Source organism: Pseudomonas sp. H1h (assembly GCF_000633255.1).
GTDB lineage: Bacteria > Pseudomonadota > Gammaproteobacteria > Pseudomonadales > Pseudomonadaceae > Aquipseudomonas.
Genome location: NZ_AYMJ01000005.1, coordinates 141,441 through 158,999, shown reverse-complemented (window position 1 = coordinate 158,999; position 17,559 = coordinate 141,441). Strand labels below are relative to the sequence as shown.

Genomic DNA, 17,559 nt, shown 5'->3' with positions numbered 1-17,559 from the left:
AATGCACATGGAGTAGCGTCGATGACATCAGTAAACCAGTTCTGGCGCCGGGCTAAACTGCCTCTGGCCGTCAGTCTTGCCTCTACGCTCGCCGGGCCCGCATTCGGCGTCAGTTTCAACGTCGGTGAAATCGAAGGTCAGTTCGACTCCTCGCTCTCCCTGGGCATGAGTATCTCGACTCAGCAGCCGAACAAGGATCTTATTGGTGTCAACAACGGCGGCAAGGGCTTGTCCCAGACCTCCGACGACGGCCACCTGAACTTCAAGAGCGGCCAGGCCTTCTCGAAGATCTTCAAGGGCATCCATGATCTCGAATTGAAATACGGCGACACCGGGGTCTTCGTCCGGGGCAAATACTGGTACGACTTCGCGCTGCAGAATCAGGACCTGGAATACAAGGACGTCAGCAACCACAACCGCGATGTCGCGGCGCGCTCTTCCGGCGGGCAGATCCTCGACGCCTTCGTTTACCACAACTACTCGATTGCCGATGAGCCGGGTTCGGTGCGTCTGGGCAAGCAGGTGGTGAACTGGGGTGAAAGTACCTTCATTGGTGGCGGTATCAACTCGATCAACCCGATCGACGTTTCCGCGTTCCGTCGTCCAGGTGCCGAGATCAAGGAAGGCCTGATCCCGGTCAACATGTTCTACGTGTCCCAGAGCATCACTGAAAACCTCTCGGCCGAAGGCTTCTATCAGATCGACTGGCAGAAGACCGTGACCGACAACTGCGGCACATTCTTCTCGCAGCCGGACATCGTGACCACCGGTTGCGATGACAACCTGCGGGTGCTGAACAAACGCTCGACGATTCCGGGCATTGCGCTCGGCCCGTTGGCGAACGCTGGTGTCGATGTCAACGAAGAAGGTGTGCTGGTGCGCCGTTCGCCAAACCGCAACGCGCGTGACAGCGGGCAGTGGGGCGTTTCCGCCAAGTACATGTTCGATCCGCTGGCCACCGAGTTCGGCGCCTACTTCATGAACTATCACAGCCGTGCGCCGATCTTCAGCGCCACCGGTGCGCCTCAGTCGATCTATAACGGCGTCAAGGCGTTGCCAGGTCCGTTCCAGGCACTGGGGCCGCTGGTGGTCGCGGGCAACTCGGAATACTTCATCGAATACCCTGAGGACATTCGCCTCTACGGCCTGAGCTTCTCCACCACCCTGCCTACCGGTACGGCGTGGAGCGGCGAGGTCAGCTACCGGCCGAATGCCCCGGTGCAGTTGAACTCCACCGACATTCTGTTTGCCGGCGTACGTCCATTGGGCGGGGCGTTGACCAACGCGTCGATTCTCAACGGTGTGCCGGGGCAGGACCTGCACGGTTACAACCGCAAGGAAATCACCCAGCTGCAAACCACCCTGACGCACTTCTTCGATCAGGTGATGGGCGCCAACCGGTTGACCCTGGTGGGTGAAGTCGGCGTGACCCACGTCGGTGGGCTGGAAAGCAAATCCGAAGCCCGTTACGGCCGCGACCCAGTGTTCGGCCCGGGTGAGCTGCCATCGACCGGTGGCCTCAACACCTGCTCGCAGATCCTTAACACCTCCACCATCAACGGTGCCGGCCCAGGGGCTTCGCGCGACAACGTTTCCAGCAACTGCAACAACGACGGTTTCACCACGGCCACTTCTTGGGGCTACCGCGCTCGTGCAATCTGGGATTACAGCGACGTGTTCGCCGGTGTGAACCTCAAGCCGAACGTGGCCTGGTCCCATGACGTGAAAGGTTACTCGCCAGGCCCTGGCGGCAACTTCGAGGAAGGTCGCAAGGCCATCAGCCTCGGTCTGGATGCCGAATACCAGAACACCTACACCGCGAGTCTGGCCTACACCAACTTCTTTGGTGGCGACTACAGCACAGTGGATGATCGTGACTTCGTTGCCCTCAGCGTTGGCGTGAACTTCTAAGCAGAGTTTTTTCAGGACGAACATACATATGAAAATAACAAAGAGTCTGTTCCACGCCGGTGTTCTGGGATTGTCGTTGCTGGCGACCAGCGTCATGGCGGCCGTTCCCGCCGCCGAAGCCGACAAGCTGGGCAAGAGCCTGACCCCGATGGGCGCCGAAATGGCCGGTAACGCCGACGGTTCGATCCCGGCCTGGAAACCGCTGCCGAAAAATGCCGGCACGGTCGACAGCAAGGGCTTCCTGTCCGATCCGTTCGGCAGTGAAAAACCGCTGTTCACCATCACTGCGCAGAACGTCGACCAGTACAAGGACAAGCTCGCCCCGGGCCAGTACGCGATGTTCAAGCGCTACCCGGACACCTTCAAAATGCCGGTCTACCCGTCCCATCGCGGCTCGACCGTGCCGGATGACGTGTTCGCCGCCATCAAGAAAAACGCCACCACCACCAATCTGGTCGCTGGCGGCAACGGTCTGGAAAACTTCGATACCGCCGTGCCGTTCCCGATTCCGAAAAGTGGCCTGGAAGTGATCTGGAACCACATCACCCGTTATCGCGGTGGCAGCGTGACCCGTCTGGTGACCCAGGCGACGCCGCAAACCAACGGCTCGTTCAGCCTGGTGTATTTCCAGGACCAGTTCGTGTTCCGCGACAAGATGAAGGACTACGATCCGGCCAACCCGGGCAACATCCTGTTCTACTTCAAGCAGAAAGTGACCGCACCGGCGCGTCTGGCCGGTACCGTGCTGCTGGTGCATGAAACCCTCGACCAGGTGAAGGAGCCGCGCAAGGCGTGGGTCTACGCCACCGGTCAGCGCCGCGTGCGTCAGGCACCGCAAGTGTCCTATGACGGCCCGGGTACTGCCGCGGACGGTCTGCGTACCTCCGACAACCTGGACATGTACAACGGTGCACCGGATCGCTACGACTGGAAGCTTGAAGGCAAGAAAGAAATCTACATTGCCTCCAACAGCTACAAGATCGACTCGCCGACCCTCAAGTACACCGACATCATCAAGGCTGGTCATATCAACCAGGACCTGACTCGCTACGAGCTGCGTCGTGTCTGGCACGTGGTGGCAACCCTGAAACCGGGTCAGCGTCACATCTATGCCAAACGTGACTTCTACATCGACGAAGACACCTGGCAGGCAGCCGTCATCGACCACTACGACGGTCGCGGTCAGCTGTGGCGTGTGGCCGAGGCGCATGCCGAGGATTACTACGACAAGCAAGTGCCGTGGTACGCGCTGGAAGCCTTGTACGACCTGCAATCGGGCCGCTACCTGGCACTGGGCATGAAGAACGAAGAGAAATCGGCGTATGACTTCGGCTTCTCTGCCACCAAGAGCGAATTCCAGCCGGGCAACCTGGGCCAGGACGGTATCCGCTAAGCTGTCACCAGAGGCCGCATCCTCGAAAAAACGCCCCGACTGGTTCGGGGCGTTTTTTTTGCGTTGCGATTTTGTAGCCATTTGTAGCAACAACTTCATATGCACGCCGTTTAAGGCTAGTCTGCGGACATCTGCTACGCCGCCAACAGCCATTCAAACAAGAGCCGGCCATGACTGATCTGTCCCCGCTACCGGGTCCTGCAAGCGTTGCCGTCGCGACACTGGACGGGCGTTTCTTTCGCCCGCCGTTGCCTGACGGCTACGTATTGCGACCGCGTCTGTGTGAACGCCTGAGCGCCGGACTCGGTGGACGTCTGTTGCTGGTCTGCGCACCTGCAGGTTTCGGCAAGAGTTCGCTGGCGGTGGAGTTTTGTCAGAGCCTGCCAGCGCACTGGCAGAGTCTGTGGTTAGGTCTCAGCCCGCGGGATAACGACCCGGGACGGTTTCTCGAGCGGTTGCTGGAAGGGCTGCAGGATTACTTTCCAGACCTGGGCAGTCGCGCGCTCGGGCTGTTGAAAATGCGCCAGCGCCATCAGCCGTTTGCCTTCGAAGAATGGCTCGACGGTTTGCTCGATGAGCTGGCGCTGCAGTTGCAACCGACCGCGCCGCTGTTGCTGGTGCTCGACGATTACCATCTCGCCCAAGGGCCGGTACTCGACCGTTGCCTGCAGTTTTTCCTCAATCATTTGCCCGACGGCTTGCTGGTCATGGTCACCAGTCGCCAGCGCCCGGACTGGCATCTGGCGCGCCTGCGCCTGTCACGCCAGTTGCTCGAACTGCATGAGCAGGATCTGCGCCTGACCCATGATGAAGCCCTGACGCTGCTCGATCGGCACAGCAGTTCATTGCGCGGCGAGGCGTTGGAGAACCTGATCCAGCGCAGTGAGGGCTGGGTGGCCGGGTTGCGCTTCTGGTTGCTCGCGGTCTCCGAGGCCGGCAGCGAGGCGGCGTTGCCACCGGCACTGAACGGCGGGGAAGGGCTGATCCGCGATTACCTGCTGGAAGAAGTCATCGATTGCCTGCCGGCCGAGGTACAGTCATTTCTGTATGACACCGCGCCTCAAGAGCGTTTCTGCAGCGAACTGTGCGATGCAGTGCGCGAAGCCCATGACAGCGCCGAGATCCTGCGGTTTCTGTTGGCGCATCAGGTGTTTCTGGTGCCACTGGACGAACACGGTCACTGGTATCGCTACCACCATCTGTTTTCCGATCTGCTACGCAGCCGACCCGTGGCCCAGACTCTGGTGCCCGCCGCGACATTACATCTGCGTGCCTGTCGCTGGTTCAACGCCCAAGGCTTGCTGGATGAAGCGGTGGAGCAGGCCTTGCGCGCGGGGCATCTGGATGTGGCAGCGAATCTGGTGCAGAACCTGTCCGAGGAACAACTGCTCGCCGAGCAGAACGTCGGCATGTTGTTGCGCTGGAAAATGGACTTGCCCGACAGCCTGCTGATCAGCACGCCTCGGTTGATCGTGCTGTACAGCTGGGCGCTGGGGCTGGCCTGTCAGCTCGATGCTGCCGAAGAGTTGTCGAGTCATCTGAGCCGCTTCCTGCCGGCACCCTCGGCCTCCGCGCAGAAGTCGATGCTCGCGCAGTGGCTGGCGCTCAGCGGAATCATTGCCCGTGGGCGCGGGCATCGTGAGCTGACCCAGCGCTATTGCAGCGAGGCGCTGGAAAGCCTGCCGGTCAAGCGTTATGGGCAACGGCTGATGTGCCTGTCCACGTTATCCAATCTGGCGATTGCCGACGGCGACCTGTGGCGGGCCCGGGGCTTGAATCGAGAATCCCTCGAGCTGGCGCAACGCGTCGGCAACCCGTTGTTCGAGGCGCTGGCGCATTACGACCGGGCGCGGGTGTTGCAGGCGCGCGGGGAAATTCTGCGTGCGCTGGATGAAGTGCATCAGGGCCTGGAACGGTTGCGTGGTCTGTCCCCGCAACGTTTGTACGCGGTACGTGCGCGACTGACGCTGTATGAAGGTTTTCTGTTGTCCATGCGCTTGCAACCCCAGCAGGCGCGGGCTCGATTGCTGACTGGCCTGGCAGAAGCGCGGGCTTGCCGCGATATCAGCGTATTGATCGGCCACTGCGTGATCGCCCGTCTGGACGGTAGCGCCGGTGAGTTTGCCAAGGCCTTCGCCGAACTCGCCGAAGCCGAACGCCTGATGCACATCTGGGACGTGCCGCCGATCTACTATCTGGCGATGATCACCCTGGTCAAATGCGAACTGTGGCTGGCGCAAGGGCGCACCGATCTGGCTGAAGCCTGGCTGGCGCGACTGGGCCAGACCTACACCGGCGAACGCGCAGCGGCACCCCCCGAGTTTCATCCACAACTGCCATTGCACGTCGAGTTGCAACAGGCGTTGCTCGATGTGATTCAGGGACAGCCGATGCTCGCGGAAGGGCGGTTGAACGTGTTGCTGGAAAACGGTCAGCAAACCGGTCGGCAGTTGCTGTGTGTGATGGCGCTGGCGCAGAAAGTGATGTTGCTGCTGGGCAATGGCCGCGAACCCGAGGCGCGCAGGGCGTTGGGCCAGGCGCTGGAAGCGGCGGCTGGCGGCGTGATGCAGCCGTTTGACGCCCTGCTCAGAGAGCATTCGGACTGGTTGCGCAGCCAATTGCACAACTCACCGGCGCTTGCGGGACAGCAGTTGCTGGCGCATTTTCCGCAGGTGCCAGCACGGCCGGTCATTGAGTCCGCGGCTGCCGAACAACTCAGCAGTCGCGAACTGGCAGTGCTGCGTTTGATTGCCCAGGGCTGTTCGAATCAGGAAATCAGCGAGCAGTTGTTTATCTCGCTGCACACGGTGAAAACCCATGCCAGCCATATCAACAGCAAACTGGGGGTTGAGCGACGCACACAGGCGGTGGCGCGCGCCAAGGAAATGGGGATGTTGACCTGAGCCTTGGAGCGCTACACCGACGCAAACAAAACGCCCCGATCAAATCGGGGCGTTTTTGTTTGTTACCTGACCTGCAAGCCGGTGCGGCGGGGAGGAATCAGGCCATCAGGTCATTGGCGCTGAAGCTGTTCACACCCACCAACTGGATCTCGAAGTCCGCACCGGCGTGCCCGGTGACGTTGCCCGACAGCACATGATCGACGAAACGCAGTTGGCCGGCGCCGGTGAAGTCGGCAGAGCCGATGAAGGAGAACGCATTGAGGCCGTCTTGCAACAGGTTGGCGTCAAACATTCTCAGATCGATCTTGTCGCCCTCCAGACTGTTGAAGTCATTGATGACGTCACTCAGGCTTCCGGTTCCCACTTCGTTCAAGTTGCTGAAGACAAACTGATCGCTGCCGGCACCACCGATCAGGGTGTCCTTGCCGCCGCCGCCGAGCAGAATATCATTGCCGGCCCCGCCATCGAGCTGGTCATTGCCTGCACCGCCACTCAGGTAGTTGGCATCGGCGTTGCCGAACAATTTGTTGTCCTGGCCGTTGCCGAGCACACTGAAACCGCCAGTGCCGTTGATCCGTACGCTTTCCACGTTCAGCAGATTGCTCAGGTTCAGATCGACCACACTGTTCTGTTTCGCGTTGTACTGAATGCTCAACAAGTCGCGGCCAGGATCATTACCCTCCTGGATCAAGGCGAGCTCGGCAGCCTGATCCAGAATGTAGGTGTCATTACCCGCACCGCCGATCATGGTGTCGATGCCGGTGCCACCGTCCAGCACGTTGTTGCCGCTGTTGCCGGTCAACACGTTGTCCAGATCGTTGCCGGTCAGATTGAGCGCGTCACTTCCCAGCAACAGGCCGTCTTCGACACTGTAGGACAGTGTGTAACTCACGGAGGTCTTGATCAGATCGTGACCATCCCACGGGGTTTCCTGAATGGTGTCGTTGACGTTGTCGACAATGTAAATGTCATCGCCAGCGCCACCGTTCATTCTGTCGGCACCGGCACCGCCGTCCAGTACATCGTTGCCGGCTCCGCCGTCCAGGGTGTTGTCGTAGGCATTGCCGAACAGTTTGTTGTCCAGGGCGTTACCCATCACCCAGAATGCCCCGGCACCCAGGACCCGCACACTTTCCACATTTTGCAGATTGGACGCGTTGAGGTTGATCACGCTGCTGTTTCTGTCAGTCGAATATTCGATTGTCAGCAGGTCTCGCCCGCCATCGGCATTCTCCTGGATTCGCGACAGCTCCGAGGAGTCATCAAGGAAGTAGGAGTCATTGCCCGCACCACCGATCATGGTGTCGATGCCGGCCCCACCATTGAGGATGTTGTCGCCGTCGTTGCCGATCAGCACGTTATCCAGTGCGTTGCCCGTCAGGTTGAGCGCTGCACTGCCGAGCAGTTGCGCGTCTTCGAGGTTGGCCCCCAAGGTGTAGCTGATCCACGATTTGACCTGGTCTCGACCTTCGTCCGCCAGCTCGACGATGGTGTCACCGATGTTGTCGATCACGTAGATGTCATCACCGGCGCCCCCCGTCAGGGTGTCGACGCCTGTGCCGCCGTCCAGAACGTTGGCATCGGCGTTGCCGAACAGTTTGTTGTCCAGGGCATTGCCGGTCACGGTAAACGCGCCCGCACCGGTAAGGCGCACGCTCTCGACGTATTGCAGGTTGCTCTGGGACAGATTGACCACGGCGTTCTGGGCCGCGTTGTACTGGATGTCCAGCAGGTCCCGACCGATCTCGTCCGCTTCCTGGATCAGTGCCAGTTCTTCCGCTTGATCGAGGATATAGGTGTCATTGCCGCTGCCACCGATCATGGTGTCGATGCCGGCTCCGCCATTGAGCGTGTCATTGCCTGCACCACCGATGAGGGTGTTGTTGCCATCGTTACCGGTCAGCACGTTGTTCAGCTCGTTGCCGGTCAAGTTGATTGCGGCGCTGCCCAGCAGTTGACCTTCCTCGAGGTTGGCACCCAGCGTGTAGCTGATTGAGGATTTGACCTTGTCATAGCCTTCGCCCGCCAGCTCGACAACGACATCTGCGATGTTGTCGACCACGTAAGTGTCATCGCCTGCGCCACCAGTGAGGGTGTCGCTCCCGGCACCGCCATCCAGATAGTTGGCCTGGGCATTGCCGAACAATTTGTTGTCCAGTGCGTTGCCCAACAGGGTAAAGGCGCCCGAGCTATTGATGCGAACGCTTTCGAAGTTCTGCAGGTTGCTCTGGTTCAGGTCAATGACGCTGTTTTGTGTTGCATCGTAGTAGATGTTCAGCAGGTCGCGGCCCGAATCGGCATCTTCTTGCACGAGCGCCAGCTCGGCAGCCTGATCCAGGTTGTAGGTGTCGTTGCCGGCCCCGCCGATCATGGTGTCGACGCCGGCACCGCCATTGAGAATGTTATTGCCGGCGTTGCCGATCAGCACGTTATTGAGATCATTACCGGTCAGGTTGAGGGCGGAATCACCCAGCAGTTGGCCGTCTTCAATGTTGGCGCCCAGGGTGTAGTTGATCGAGGCCATGACTTTGTCGCGACCTTCACCAGCAAGCTCGACAACGATGTCGCCGTAGTTGTCCACCACATAGGTGTCATCGCCGGCACCGCCAGTGAGGGTGTCGACGCCGCCACCTCCGTCGATCCAGTCATTGCCGGCATTGCCGAACAGTTTGTTGTCGAGAGCGTTGCCCAGCATGGAGAACGCACCCTCACCGTTGATCCTCACGCTTTCCACGTTGATCAGGTTTGCCTGATTCAGATCGACGACGTTGGTCGAAGGGCCAGCGGCGTAGTTGATCAGCAGCAGATCGCGGCCCGGATCATTACCTTCTTGCACGAGAGCGAGTTCAGCCGCCTGATCCAGGTTGTAAGTGTCATTGCCGGCGCCGCCGATCATGGTGTCGACACCGGCGCCACCATTGAGGATGTTATTGCCGGCGTTGCCGATCAGCACGTTGTCGAGTTCGTTGCCGCTCAGGTTGAGGGCGGCGTTGCCCATCAATTGGCCGTCTTCGATATTGGCGCCCAGACCATAGGTGAGCGTGGTCATGACCTTGTCGCGGCCTTCGCCGGCGAGTTCGACGACGACATCGCCATAGTTATCGACCACGTATGTGTCGTCACCGGCACCGCCGGTGAGGGTGTCGGCACCCGCGCCACCGTCAAGCCAGTCATTGCCGGTATTGCCGAACAGCTTGTTGTCCAGTGCGTTGCCCTGCAGGGCGAAGGCGCCGGCGCCAGTGATCCGAACGCTTTCTACGTTGACAAGGTTTGCCTGGTTCAGATCGACGACGTTGGTAAGGGGGCCGGCAGCGTAGGTAATTGTCAGCAGGTCGCGACCCGGATCGGTATCCTCGTAAATCAACGCCAGCTCCGCGGCATTGTCGAGGATGTAAGTGTCGTTGCCTGCACCACCGGCCATGGTGTCAATGCCGCCGGCGCCGTTGAGTACGTTATTCAGGGCATTGCCGATCAGCACATCATTGAAGTTCGAACCGATGGCATTTTCTATCTTGGCGCCATAAGCGATGGCCAGCCCATCGTTGATCGCGGTTTGGGATGTGAGATCGACGAAGGCTTTGCCAATGTTGCTGTAAGCGCCTTCGTTGAGATTGATGCTGACGGAGGCGAGCTGGTTGCTGGCATCGATCGTGTCGTTTCCGCCGGCATCCCAGATCGTTTCGAAAATTGACTGATCCGGCGCCCACTTGTAGACGTTGTCCCCAGTCTGCCAGGCAGTATTGGCGCCATAAAGGCTCTGGATCGCGAGGATGTCCAGCACCATCGGCGTCGTCGGCTGATAGGAATAGTTGCTGTTGTAACTCATCACCGTGAAGTGAACGTCATCCAGAGCAGGCGTCAACAGCGTCTTGTTGGCTGCACTGGTATCGAACGGGTGCTTGAGACCCAGCGCATGACCGATTTCATGAACGAACGTCAGGTAGTCGTAAGTGCCGTTGACCGGGTTCGGGTCGTTGGTTTCAGTGCCGACCCAGACATCACCGGCAGCAGGAAGGTTGTCAGGAAAGTAGGCCCAGGCTGCGGTTTTATTGTCCATCAACCGATAGCCGCCAAAGCGCAGATCGCCAACGTTATTGATGTCGTCGCTGGTCAGCGTGAACGTGATGTTGGCAACGGCACTCCATGCACCCAGGGCATTGGTGATTGCAGTCTTCTGTGCAGCCGTCAGCTCATACAGCGCGTTGTATTCGTTTTTCGGACTGTAGCTTGTGGGGAAATACGAAGTCCCCGGTGCCATGAAACTGTAGCTGAGCGTTGTTTCCCCGCCGAAAGGCCAGTTCGGTCCTGTCCAGTATTTGCCGGCGATAAGGCTGTCGACGATAGCGACGCCAGTCAGCTTGGCAGGTAACGCGAGGGTATAAGTCGTGGGCGTAGGCATGCGGGGATTTCCTGAGTGCGCTGCGGCCCTTCCTGAATGCGACCGCTACAAAAAAATGCGATTTTGCACCAGAAGCAGATGCTTTGACATCATTGGGCCACTATTTTTCTGATTAGTGGCGTCAAATTACTGACCGGGCGATCTGTATCGGCTTGTGAAGTAGAATTCTGAAACAAGCCCTACTACCGTTCGTCCAGGACTCTCCATGACTGCATCCAGCCCAACGCTGATTCGCGAGACTTTCCCCGTCGGCCCGCTCCAGTGCAACTGCACGATCATCGGCGACCCGATCAGCAAAAAAGCCATCGTCGTCGACCCGGGCGGCAACCCCGACCTGATCATGGCGCGCCTCGATGCCCTGGGCCTGAAAGTGGTCAGCATCATCCACACCCACGCGCATCTCGACCACTTTCTCGCCTCCGGGCAGATGAAAGAAAAAACCGGCGCGACCCTGCATCTGCATAAAGAAGATCAGTTCCTGTGGGACAACCTCGAGATGCAATGCCAAATGTTCGGTGTGCCCTACACCCCGGTGCCGCCGCCGGATCGCTGGCTCAGTGACGATGAAGAGCTGGCCTGCGGCTGCGGCGTGGCGCTGCATACACCGGGTCATACACCCGGTTCCATGAGCTTTTGGTTTTCCGAGGCTAAGCTGTTGATTGCCGGCGACACGTTGTTTCGTCGCGGCGTAGGACGCACGGATTTGTGGGGCGGCGATCAGGCGACCATCGTGCGATCGATCAAGCAGCGGCTGTACACCCTGGACGAAGACGCAACAGTGATTACCGGACATGGCCCGGACACGCGTCTTGGGGATGAAATGCGGGAAAACCCGTTCGTGCGCGCCTAAACATTTTGTCACGAGTGTGCGGCGGAATTTTTCGGCATTGTCATGATCCAACGCCCGCAAAGGTCTATTGCCTAGGGCCGCTGCCACACAGAATGCGAAACCAGGAGCTCTTCATGTTCACCACGCCTCGTTTGATTATTGTTGCTACCGCTGTGGCCATGTTGGCCGGCTGCGCCTCGCCCAACCCGTATGACAATCAGGGGCAGGCCGATGGGGGCTCGCAAGGCATGAGCAAAACCGCCAAATACGGTGGTCTCGGCGCTCTGGCCGGTGCCCTGGCGGGTGCTGCCATCGACCACAACAACCGCGGCAAGGGTGCCTTGATCGGCGCGGCGGTGGTCGGTGCTTCGGCGGCCGGTTACGGTTACTACGCCGACCAGCAAGAGAAAAAACTGCGCGCCAGCATGGCCAACACCGGGGTTGAAGTGCAGCGTCAGGGCGATCAGATCAAGCTGATCATGCCGGGCAACATCACCTTCGCCACCGATTCGGCGAACATCGCACCAAGCTTCTATCAGCCGCTGAACAACCTGGCGGGCTCGTTGAAGGAGTTCAGCCAGAACCAGATCGAAATCGTCGGCTACACCGACAGCACCGGCAGCCGCCAGCACAACATGGATCTGTCCCAGCGTCGTGCGCAGAGCGTGGCCACCTACCTGACGTCGCAAGGTGTCAGCGGTGCCAACCTGTCGGCCCGTGGCGCTGGTCCGGATAACCCGATTGCTAGCAACGGTGACGTCAATGGTCGTGCGCAGAACCGCCGCGTTGAGGTCAACCTGAAGGCGATTCCGGGTCAGCAGTATGGTGGTCAGCAGCAACAGCCGGGTACGGTTCAGCAGTATCCGTAACTCAATGCTTGAGTGAAAAAATGCCCGGTCCTGTGATCGGGCATTTTTTTGTGTGGCCTGTGCCGGCACCTTCGCGAGCAAGCCCGCTTCCTCGGGGGAACGCATTTCAAAATGTGGGAGCGAGCCTGCTCGCGAAGGCGCCCGACCCCACCCTAAAATCATCAGATACAAAAAAGCCCCCGGACAAGCGAGTTGTCCGGGGGCTTTTTGTTTGCAGCGAAGACTGAATTACTTCTTCAAGCCATAGTGCTCATCAAGCATGCCTGGCGAGTTCGGGGCCTTCGGTGCGTAGTCGCGTGGCGGCTCCTGATCGCGCGGCGGCGTCAGGCGTTCGCGCGGTGCCTGCGCGGCATCGGCGTGCAAAGCGGCGATCAGGCGTTGACGGGTCTGCTCGTCCAGGGCCAGGCGGTTGGCACCCTCGGCGAGATGATCCTGCACCTCCTGATAGCTCTGGGTCAGCTTCTTGACCAGCATCGCGGTGCTGTTGAAGTGGGTGACCACCTCGTTTTGATAGCTGTCGAAACGCTCCTGGATATCATCCAGTTGACGCTGCGTACGGCTCGGCGCGGCATTCGGTGCGACGCGAGCGATCAGGAATCCAATGGCGACACCCACAACCAGGGCAAGAGTCGGTAACAACCAAACTAAGAGCGAGTGTTCCACGAGTCCTTCCTCTATAAACGGCTTTGCTTTACGTTAACGGCTCGAACCTGCGCTGTATACCGCGATTCACTCGCAATAGATTGGCACAGACAATTTGCTAGACGAGTCGACCCGATTCGAGGTCACGGAGTTCCTTCCTTGCTGATGCGTGAAACCCCTGTAGTGATTGCCGGCCCAGTCGGCCAGATTGAAGCACTGTACCTGGATAATGAGCAGCCACACGGCATCGCGTTGATCTGCCACCCGAACCCGGTGCAGGGCGGCACCATGCTCAACAAGGTCGTCTCGACCCTGCAGCGCACCGCGCGTGACGCAGGGCTGATCACCCTGCGTTTCAATTACCGTGGTGTGGGTGCCAGCGAAGGCGCACACGACATGGGCAGCGGTGAAGTCGACGATGCTCAGGCCGCCGCCGCGTGGCTGCGCGAGAAACACCCTGATCTGCCGCTGACCCTGTTCGGTTTCTCTTTCGGTGGATTTGTTGCGGCAAGTCTCGGCGGTCGTCTCGAGGCGCAGGGCGTGCAGCTCAAGCACCTGTTCATGGTGGCGCCGGCGGTGATGCGCCTGGGCGATCAGGATCAGCTGCCGCAGCACGGCGAGCTGACCGTGATCCAGCCGGAAACCGACGAAGTGATCGATCCGCAGTTGGTCTACGACTGGTCGGAACAACTCCAGCGCCCCCATGAGCTGCTGAAAGTGGCAGAATGCGGACACTTTTTTCATGGCAAGCTGACCGATCTCAAGGATCTGATCCTGCCGCGTCTCTCGAATTGATTGCAGTCTGACAAGCGATTACCCATGACGAACCGTACCCGAATCCTTACCGGCATCACCACCACCGGCACGCCGCACCTGGGCAACTACGCCGGGGCCATTCGCCCGGCGATTCTCGCCAGCCGCGACAGCAATGCCGATTCGTTCTACTTCCTGGCCGACTACCACGCCCTGATCAAATGCGATGACCCGCTGCGCATCCAGCGCTCGCGTCTGGAAATCGCCGCGACCTGGCTGGCCGGTGGCCTGGATGTCGACCGCGTGACGTTCTATCGTCAGTCCGACATCCCGGAAATCCCCGAGCTGACCTGGCTGCTGACCTGCGTCGCGGCCAAGGGCCTGCTCAACCGCGCGCATGCCTACAAGGCTTCGGTGGACAAGAACGTCGAGACCGGTGAAGACCCGGATGCCGGCATCACCATGGGTCTCTACAGCTACCCGGTGTTGATGGCGGCGGACATCCTCATGTTCAACGCGCATAAGGTGCCGGTCGGTCGTGACCAGATCCAGCACGTGGAAATGGCCCGTGACATCGGCCAGCGCTTCAACCATCTGTTCGGCCAGGGCAAAGAGTTCTTCACCATGCCCGAAGCGCTGATCGAGGAAAGCGTGGCGACATTGCCAGGCCTCGACGGGCGCAAGATGTCGAAGAGCTACGACAACACCATCCCGCTGTTCTCCAGCGCCAAAGAGATGAAGGACGCGATCTCCCGTATCGTTACCGACTCCCGCGCGCCAGGCGAAGCGAAAGATCCGGACAACTCGCACCTGTTCACTCTGTTCCAGGCGTTCGCCACGCCGGCACAGGCTGACGAGTTCCGCAGCGAACTGCTCGGCGGCCTGGGTTGGGGCGAGGCGAAGAATCGTCTGTTCCAGTTGCTGGATAACGAACTGGGCGAGTCCCGTGAGCGTTATCACCAACTGATCGAGCGCCCGGCCGATCTGGAAGACATCCTGCAACACGGCGCGAAAAAGGCCCGTGCCGTGGCGACGCCGTTCCTCAACGAACTGCGTGAAGCGGTCGGTCTGCGTTCGTTCGTCAATCAGGTGCAAGTGGCGGCGACCACCAAGAAGAAAGCCGCGAAAGCTGCACGCTTCGTCAGCTTCCGTGAAGATGATGGCAGCTTCCGTTTCCGTCTGCTGGCGGCCGATGGCGAGCAACTGCTGCTGTCGCGCAACTTCGCCGACGGCAAAACTGCAGGTCAGGTGACCAAGCAACTGCAATCCGGCCAGCCTCTGGATGTGCGCAATGAAGACCTGAGCTTCAGCGTATGGCTGGAAGGCGAGTGCGTCGGCGACAGCCCGGCCTTCGCTGATGCGGCTGCGCGGGACGCGGCCATCGAGGCCCTGCGCGTTGCGCTGACCCCGGTTCAGGACTAATCCGCGGCGCGGCCCGACCAAGGGCTGATTGCCATTCCTACGGGCCGTCGCTACAGTGACGGCCCGTTTTTGTTGCCTTGCTAACGAATTATGACGCCCCTAGAACGATACCAAGCTGATCTGAAACGCCCGGACTTCTTCCATGACGCCGCGCAGGAAACTGCTGTTCGTCATTTGCAGCGCCTGTACGAAGATCTGATCGCCGCTGACCAGAACAAGCCGGGCCTGCTGAGCAAGCTGTTCGGCAAGAAGGATCAGACGCCGGTCAAGGGTCTGTATTTCTGGGGCGGCGTGGGCCGCGGCAAGACTTACCTGGTCGACACCTTCTTCGAAGCGCTGCCGTTCAAGGAAAAGACCCGCACCCACTTCCACCGCTTCATGAAGCGTGTGCACGAAGAGATGAAAACCCTCGGTGGCGAGAAAAACCCGCTGACCATCATCGCCAAGCGCTTTGCGACCGAGTCGCGAGTGATCTGCTTCGATGAATTCTTCGTCTCCGACATCACCGACGCGATGATCCTCGGTACGCTGATGGAAGAGCTGTTCAAGAACGGCGTGACTCTGGTCGCGACCTCGAACATCGTTCCGGACGGCCTGTACAAGGACGGTCTGCAACGTGCGCGCTTCCTGCCGGCGATCGCGCTGATCAAGCAGAACACCGAAATCGTCAACGTCGACAGCGGTGTCGACTACCGACTGCGTCACCTCGAACAAGCGGAGCTGTTCCACTATCCGCTGGACGAAGCCGCTCATGAAAGCCTGCGCAAGAGCTTCCGCGCGCTGACGCCAGAGTGCACCGCAGCGGTCGAAAACGATGTGCTGATCATCGAGAATCGCGAAATCCGTGCCCTGCGCACCTGCGATGACGTGGCCTGGTTCGACTTCCGCGAACTGTGCGACGGCCCTCGCAGCCAGAACGACTACATCGAACTGGGCAAGATCTTCCACGCCGTGCTGCTCAGCGGTGTCGAGCAGATGAGCGTCACCACCGACGACATCGCCCGGCGCTTCATCAACATGGTGGACGAGTTCTACGACCGTAACGTCAAGCTGATCATTTCTGCCGAAGTCGAGTTGAAAGACCTGTACACCGGCGGACGCCTGACGTTCGAGTTCCAGCGCACGCTCAGCCGTCTGCTGGAGATGCAATCGCACGAATTCCTGTCGCGGGCACACAAGCCTTAAACAGATTTCGAATATGAAAAAGGCCTGCTGATGCAGGCCTTTTTTTATGCGCTGAAGACCGTTCGGATTCACCACAAACCCCTCTGTGGGAGCGGGCTTGCTAGCGAAAACGGTGTGTCATTCAACATGAATGTCGACTGATGCGCCGTCTTCGCGAGCAAACCTGCTCCCACAGGAGATCTTCGTATAGCCGAAGGTTAAGCTGCCTGCTGGAACTGCTGCCGATACTGGTTCGGCGACAGCTCGGTGTGCTGACGGAACAGCCGCGCAAAGAAACTCGCATCGTCGTAGCCGACCTCATAACTGATGGTCTTGATGCTCTTGCGGCTGCCGGACAACAGGCCCTTGGCGGTCTCGATGCGCAGGCGCTGCAGATAGTGCAGCGGCTTGTCTCCGGTGGCGGTCTGGAAGCGACGCATGAAGTTGCGGATGCTCATGCCATGCTCGCGCGCCACGTCTTCGAAGCGGAACTTGTCGGCGAAGTGCTCTTCGAGCCAGTGCTGGATCTGCAGGATGATCACGTCCTGATGCAGCTTCTGGCCGCCGAAACCGATGCGCCCCGGCGAGTAGCTGCGTTGCACTTCATAAAGGATGTCGCGAGCCACGGCCTGCGCCACGTTGGCGCCGCAGAAGCGTTCGATCAGGTAGATATAGAGGTCGCACGCTGACGTTGTGCCGCCGGCGCAATACAGATTGTCGGCGTCGGTCAGGTGCTTGTCCTGATTCAGGTACACCTTGGGGAAACGCTCGGCGAAGGCATTGAAGAAGCGCCAGTAGGTGGTCGCTTCCTTGCCATTGAGCAGCCCGGCCTCGGCCAGCCAGAAGACGCCGGTGGCTTCACCGCACAGGACGGCGCCGCGGGCATGCTGTTCGCGCAGCCATGGCAGGATCTGTGGATAACGCCCGCACAGCGTTTCGAAATCGTCCCAAAAGGCCGGGAGGATGATGACATCGGCGCTTTCCAGGCCGCCGTCCACCGGCATCACCACGTCACTGAAGCTGTTCACCGGTTTGCCGTCGGGGCTGACCAGGCGGGTTTCGAACGCCGGTGTCAGGCCGTGGCCCAGCTGTTTGCCATAACGCAGGCTGGCCAGATGGAAGAAATCCTTGGCTTGCATGAGAGTGGATGCGAAAACCCGGTCGATTGCCAGGATGCTGACGCGCCGCAAGGGCGTGGAGACTTGCTTGGACATAATTCAACTTTTGTTTTGTTTTTATAAGGGAAAGTGGTCACCAGACGGCTGGATCGTCTT

General features: G+C 59.7%; 11 protein-coding genes. 8 read left to right on the top strand and 3 right to left on the bottom strand.

Annotated features, from left to right (window positions below):
- Nucleotides 1-21: 21 nt before the first annotated feature.
- From U862_RS0104615 to U862_RS0104605, 3 genes are all read left to right on the top strand, one after another.
- Nucleotides 22-1,911 (top strand): DUF1302 domain-containing protein, encoded by a 1,890-nt coding sequence (locus U862_RS0104615; RefSeq protein ID WP_025109311.1) that lies wholly within the window; start codon nt 22-24, stop codon nt 1,909-1,911.
- A 28-nt stretch (nt 1,912-1,939) separates the two neighbouring features.
- Nucleotides 1,940-3,304, top strand: a complete 1,365-nt coding sequence (locus U862_RS0104610; RefSeq protein WP_025109310.1) for a DUF1329 domain-containing protein — start codon at nt 1,940-1,942, stop codon at nt 3,302-3,304.
- A gap of 170 nt (nt 3,305-3,474) precedes the next feature.
- Nucleotides 3,475-6,207, top strand: coding sequence for a LuxR C-terminal-related transcriptional regulator (locus U862_RS0104605; protein WP_025109309.1), 2,733 nt, complete (start codon nt 3,475-3,477; stop codon nt 6,205-6,207).
- 97 nt (nt 6,208-6,304) lie between these two features.
- Here U862_RS0104605 and U862_RS0104600 read toward each other — a convergent pair whose 3' ends face one another.
- On the bottom strand, nt 6,305-10,606 hold the full coding sequence (locus tag U862_RS0104600; protein ID WP_025109308.1) for a M10 family metallopeptidase: 4,302 nt from the start codon (nt 10,604-10,606) through the stop codon (nt 6,305-6,307).
- Nucleotides 10,607-10,811: 205 nt separating this feature from the next.
- Here U862_RS0104600 and U862_RS0104595 point away from each other — a divergent pair, with 205 nt between their 5' ends.
- Nucleotides 10,812-11,456 (top strand): MBL fold metallo-hydrolase, encoded by a 645-nt coding sequence (locus tag U862_RS0104595; RefSeq protein ID WP_025109307.1) that lies wholly within the window; start codon nt 10,812-10,814, stop codon nt 11,454-11,456.
- Nucleotides 11,457-11,569: 113 nt separating this feature from the next.
- Nucleotides 11,570-12,304 carry an OmpA family protein gene (locus tag U862_RS0104590; RefSeq protein WP_025109306.1) on the top strand — a complete coding sequence of 245 codons (735 nt, stop codon included), beginning with the start codon at nt 11,570-11,572 and terminating at the stop codon, nt 12,302-12,304.
- Between the two features lie 228 nt (nt 12,305-12,532).
- On the opposite strand, the gene U862_RS0104585 is transcribed toward U862_RS0104590, so the two are convergent.
- Nucleotides 12,533-12,967 carry a YhcB family protein gene (locus U862_RS0104585; RefSeq protein ID WP_007961596.1) on the bottom strand — a complete coding sequence of 145 codons (435 nt, stop codon included), beginning with the start codon at nt 12,965-12,967 and terminating at the stop codon, nt 12,533-12,535.
- Between the two features lie 144 nt (nt 12,968-13,111).
- On the opposite strand from U862_RS0104585, the gene U862_RS0104580 reads away from it, so the two are divergent.
- The 3 genes from U862_RS0104580 (at nt 13,112) to zapE (ending at nt 16,306) form a co-directional block, all read left to right on the top strand.
- Nucleotides 13,112-13,741, top strand: coding sequence for an alpha/beta hydrolase (locus U862_RS0104580; RefSeq protein ID WP_029977455.1), 630 nt, complete (start codon nt 13,112-13,114; stop codon nt 13,739-13,741).
- Between the two features lie 24 nt (nt 13,742-13,765).
- On the top strand, nt 13,766-15,121 hold the full coding sequence (locus tag U862_RS0104575) for a tryptophan--tRNA ligase (protein ID WP_025109304.1): 1,356 nt from the start codon (nt 13,766-13,768) through the stop codon (nt 15,119-15,121).
- Nucleotides 15,122-15,211: 90 nt separating this feature from the next.
- Nucleotides 15,212-16,306 (top strand): cell division protein ZapE, encoded by a 1,095-nt coding sequence (zapE, locus tag U862_RS0104570; protein WP_025109303.1) that lies wholly within the window; start codon nt 15,212-15,214, stop codon nt 16,304-16,306.
- A 197-nt stretch (nt 16,307-16,503) separates the two neighbouring features.
- Here zapE and U862_RS0104565 read toward each other — a convergent pair whose 3' ends face one another.
- A complete protein-coding gene (locus U862_RS0104565; RefSeq protein ID WP_177327313.1) occupies nt 16,504-17,400 on the bottom strand; it encodes a GlxA family transcriptional regulator in 897 nt (298 codons plus the stop codon).
- Between the last annotated feature and the right edge of the window lie 159 nt (nt 17,401-17,559).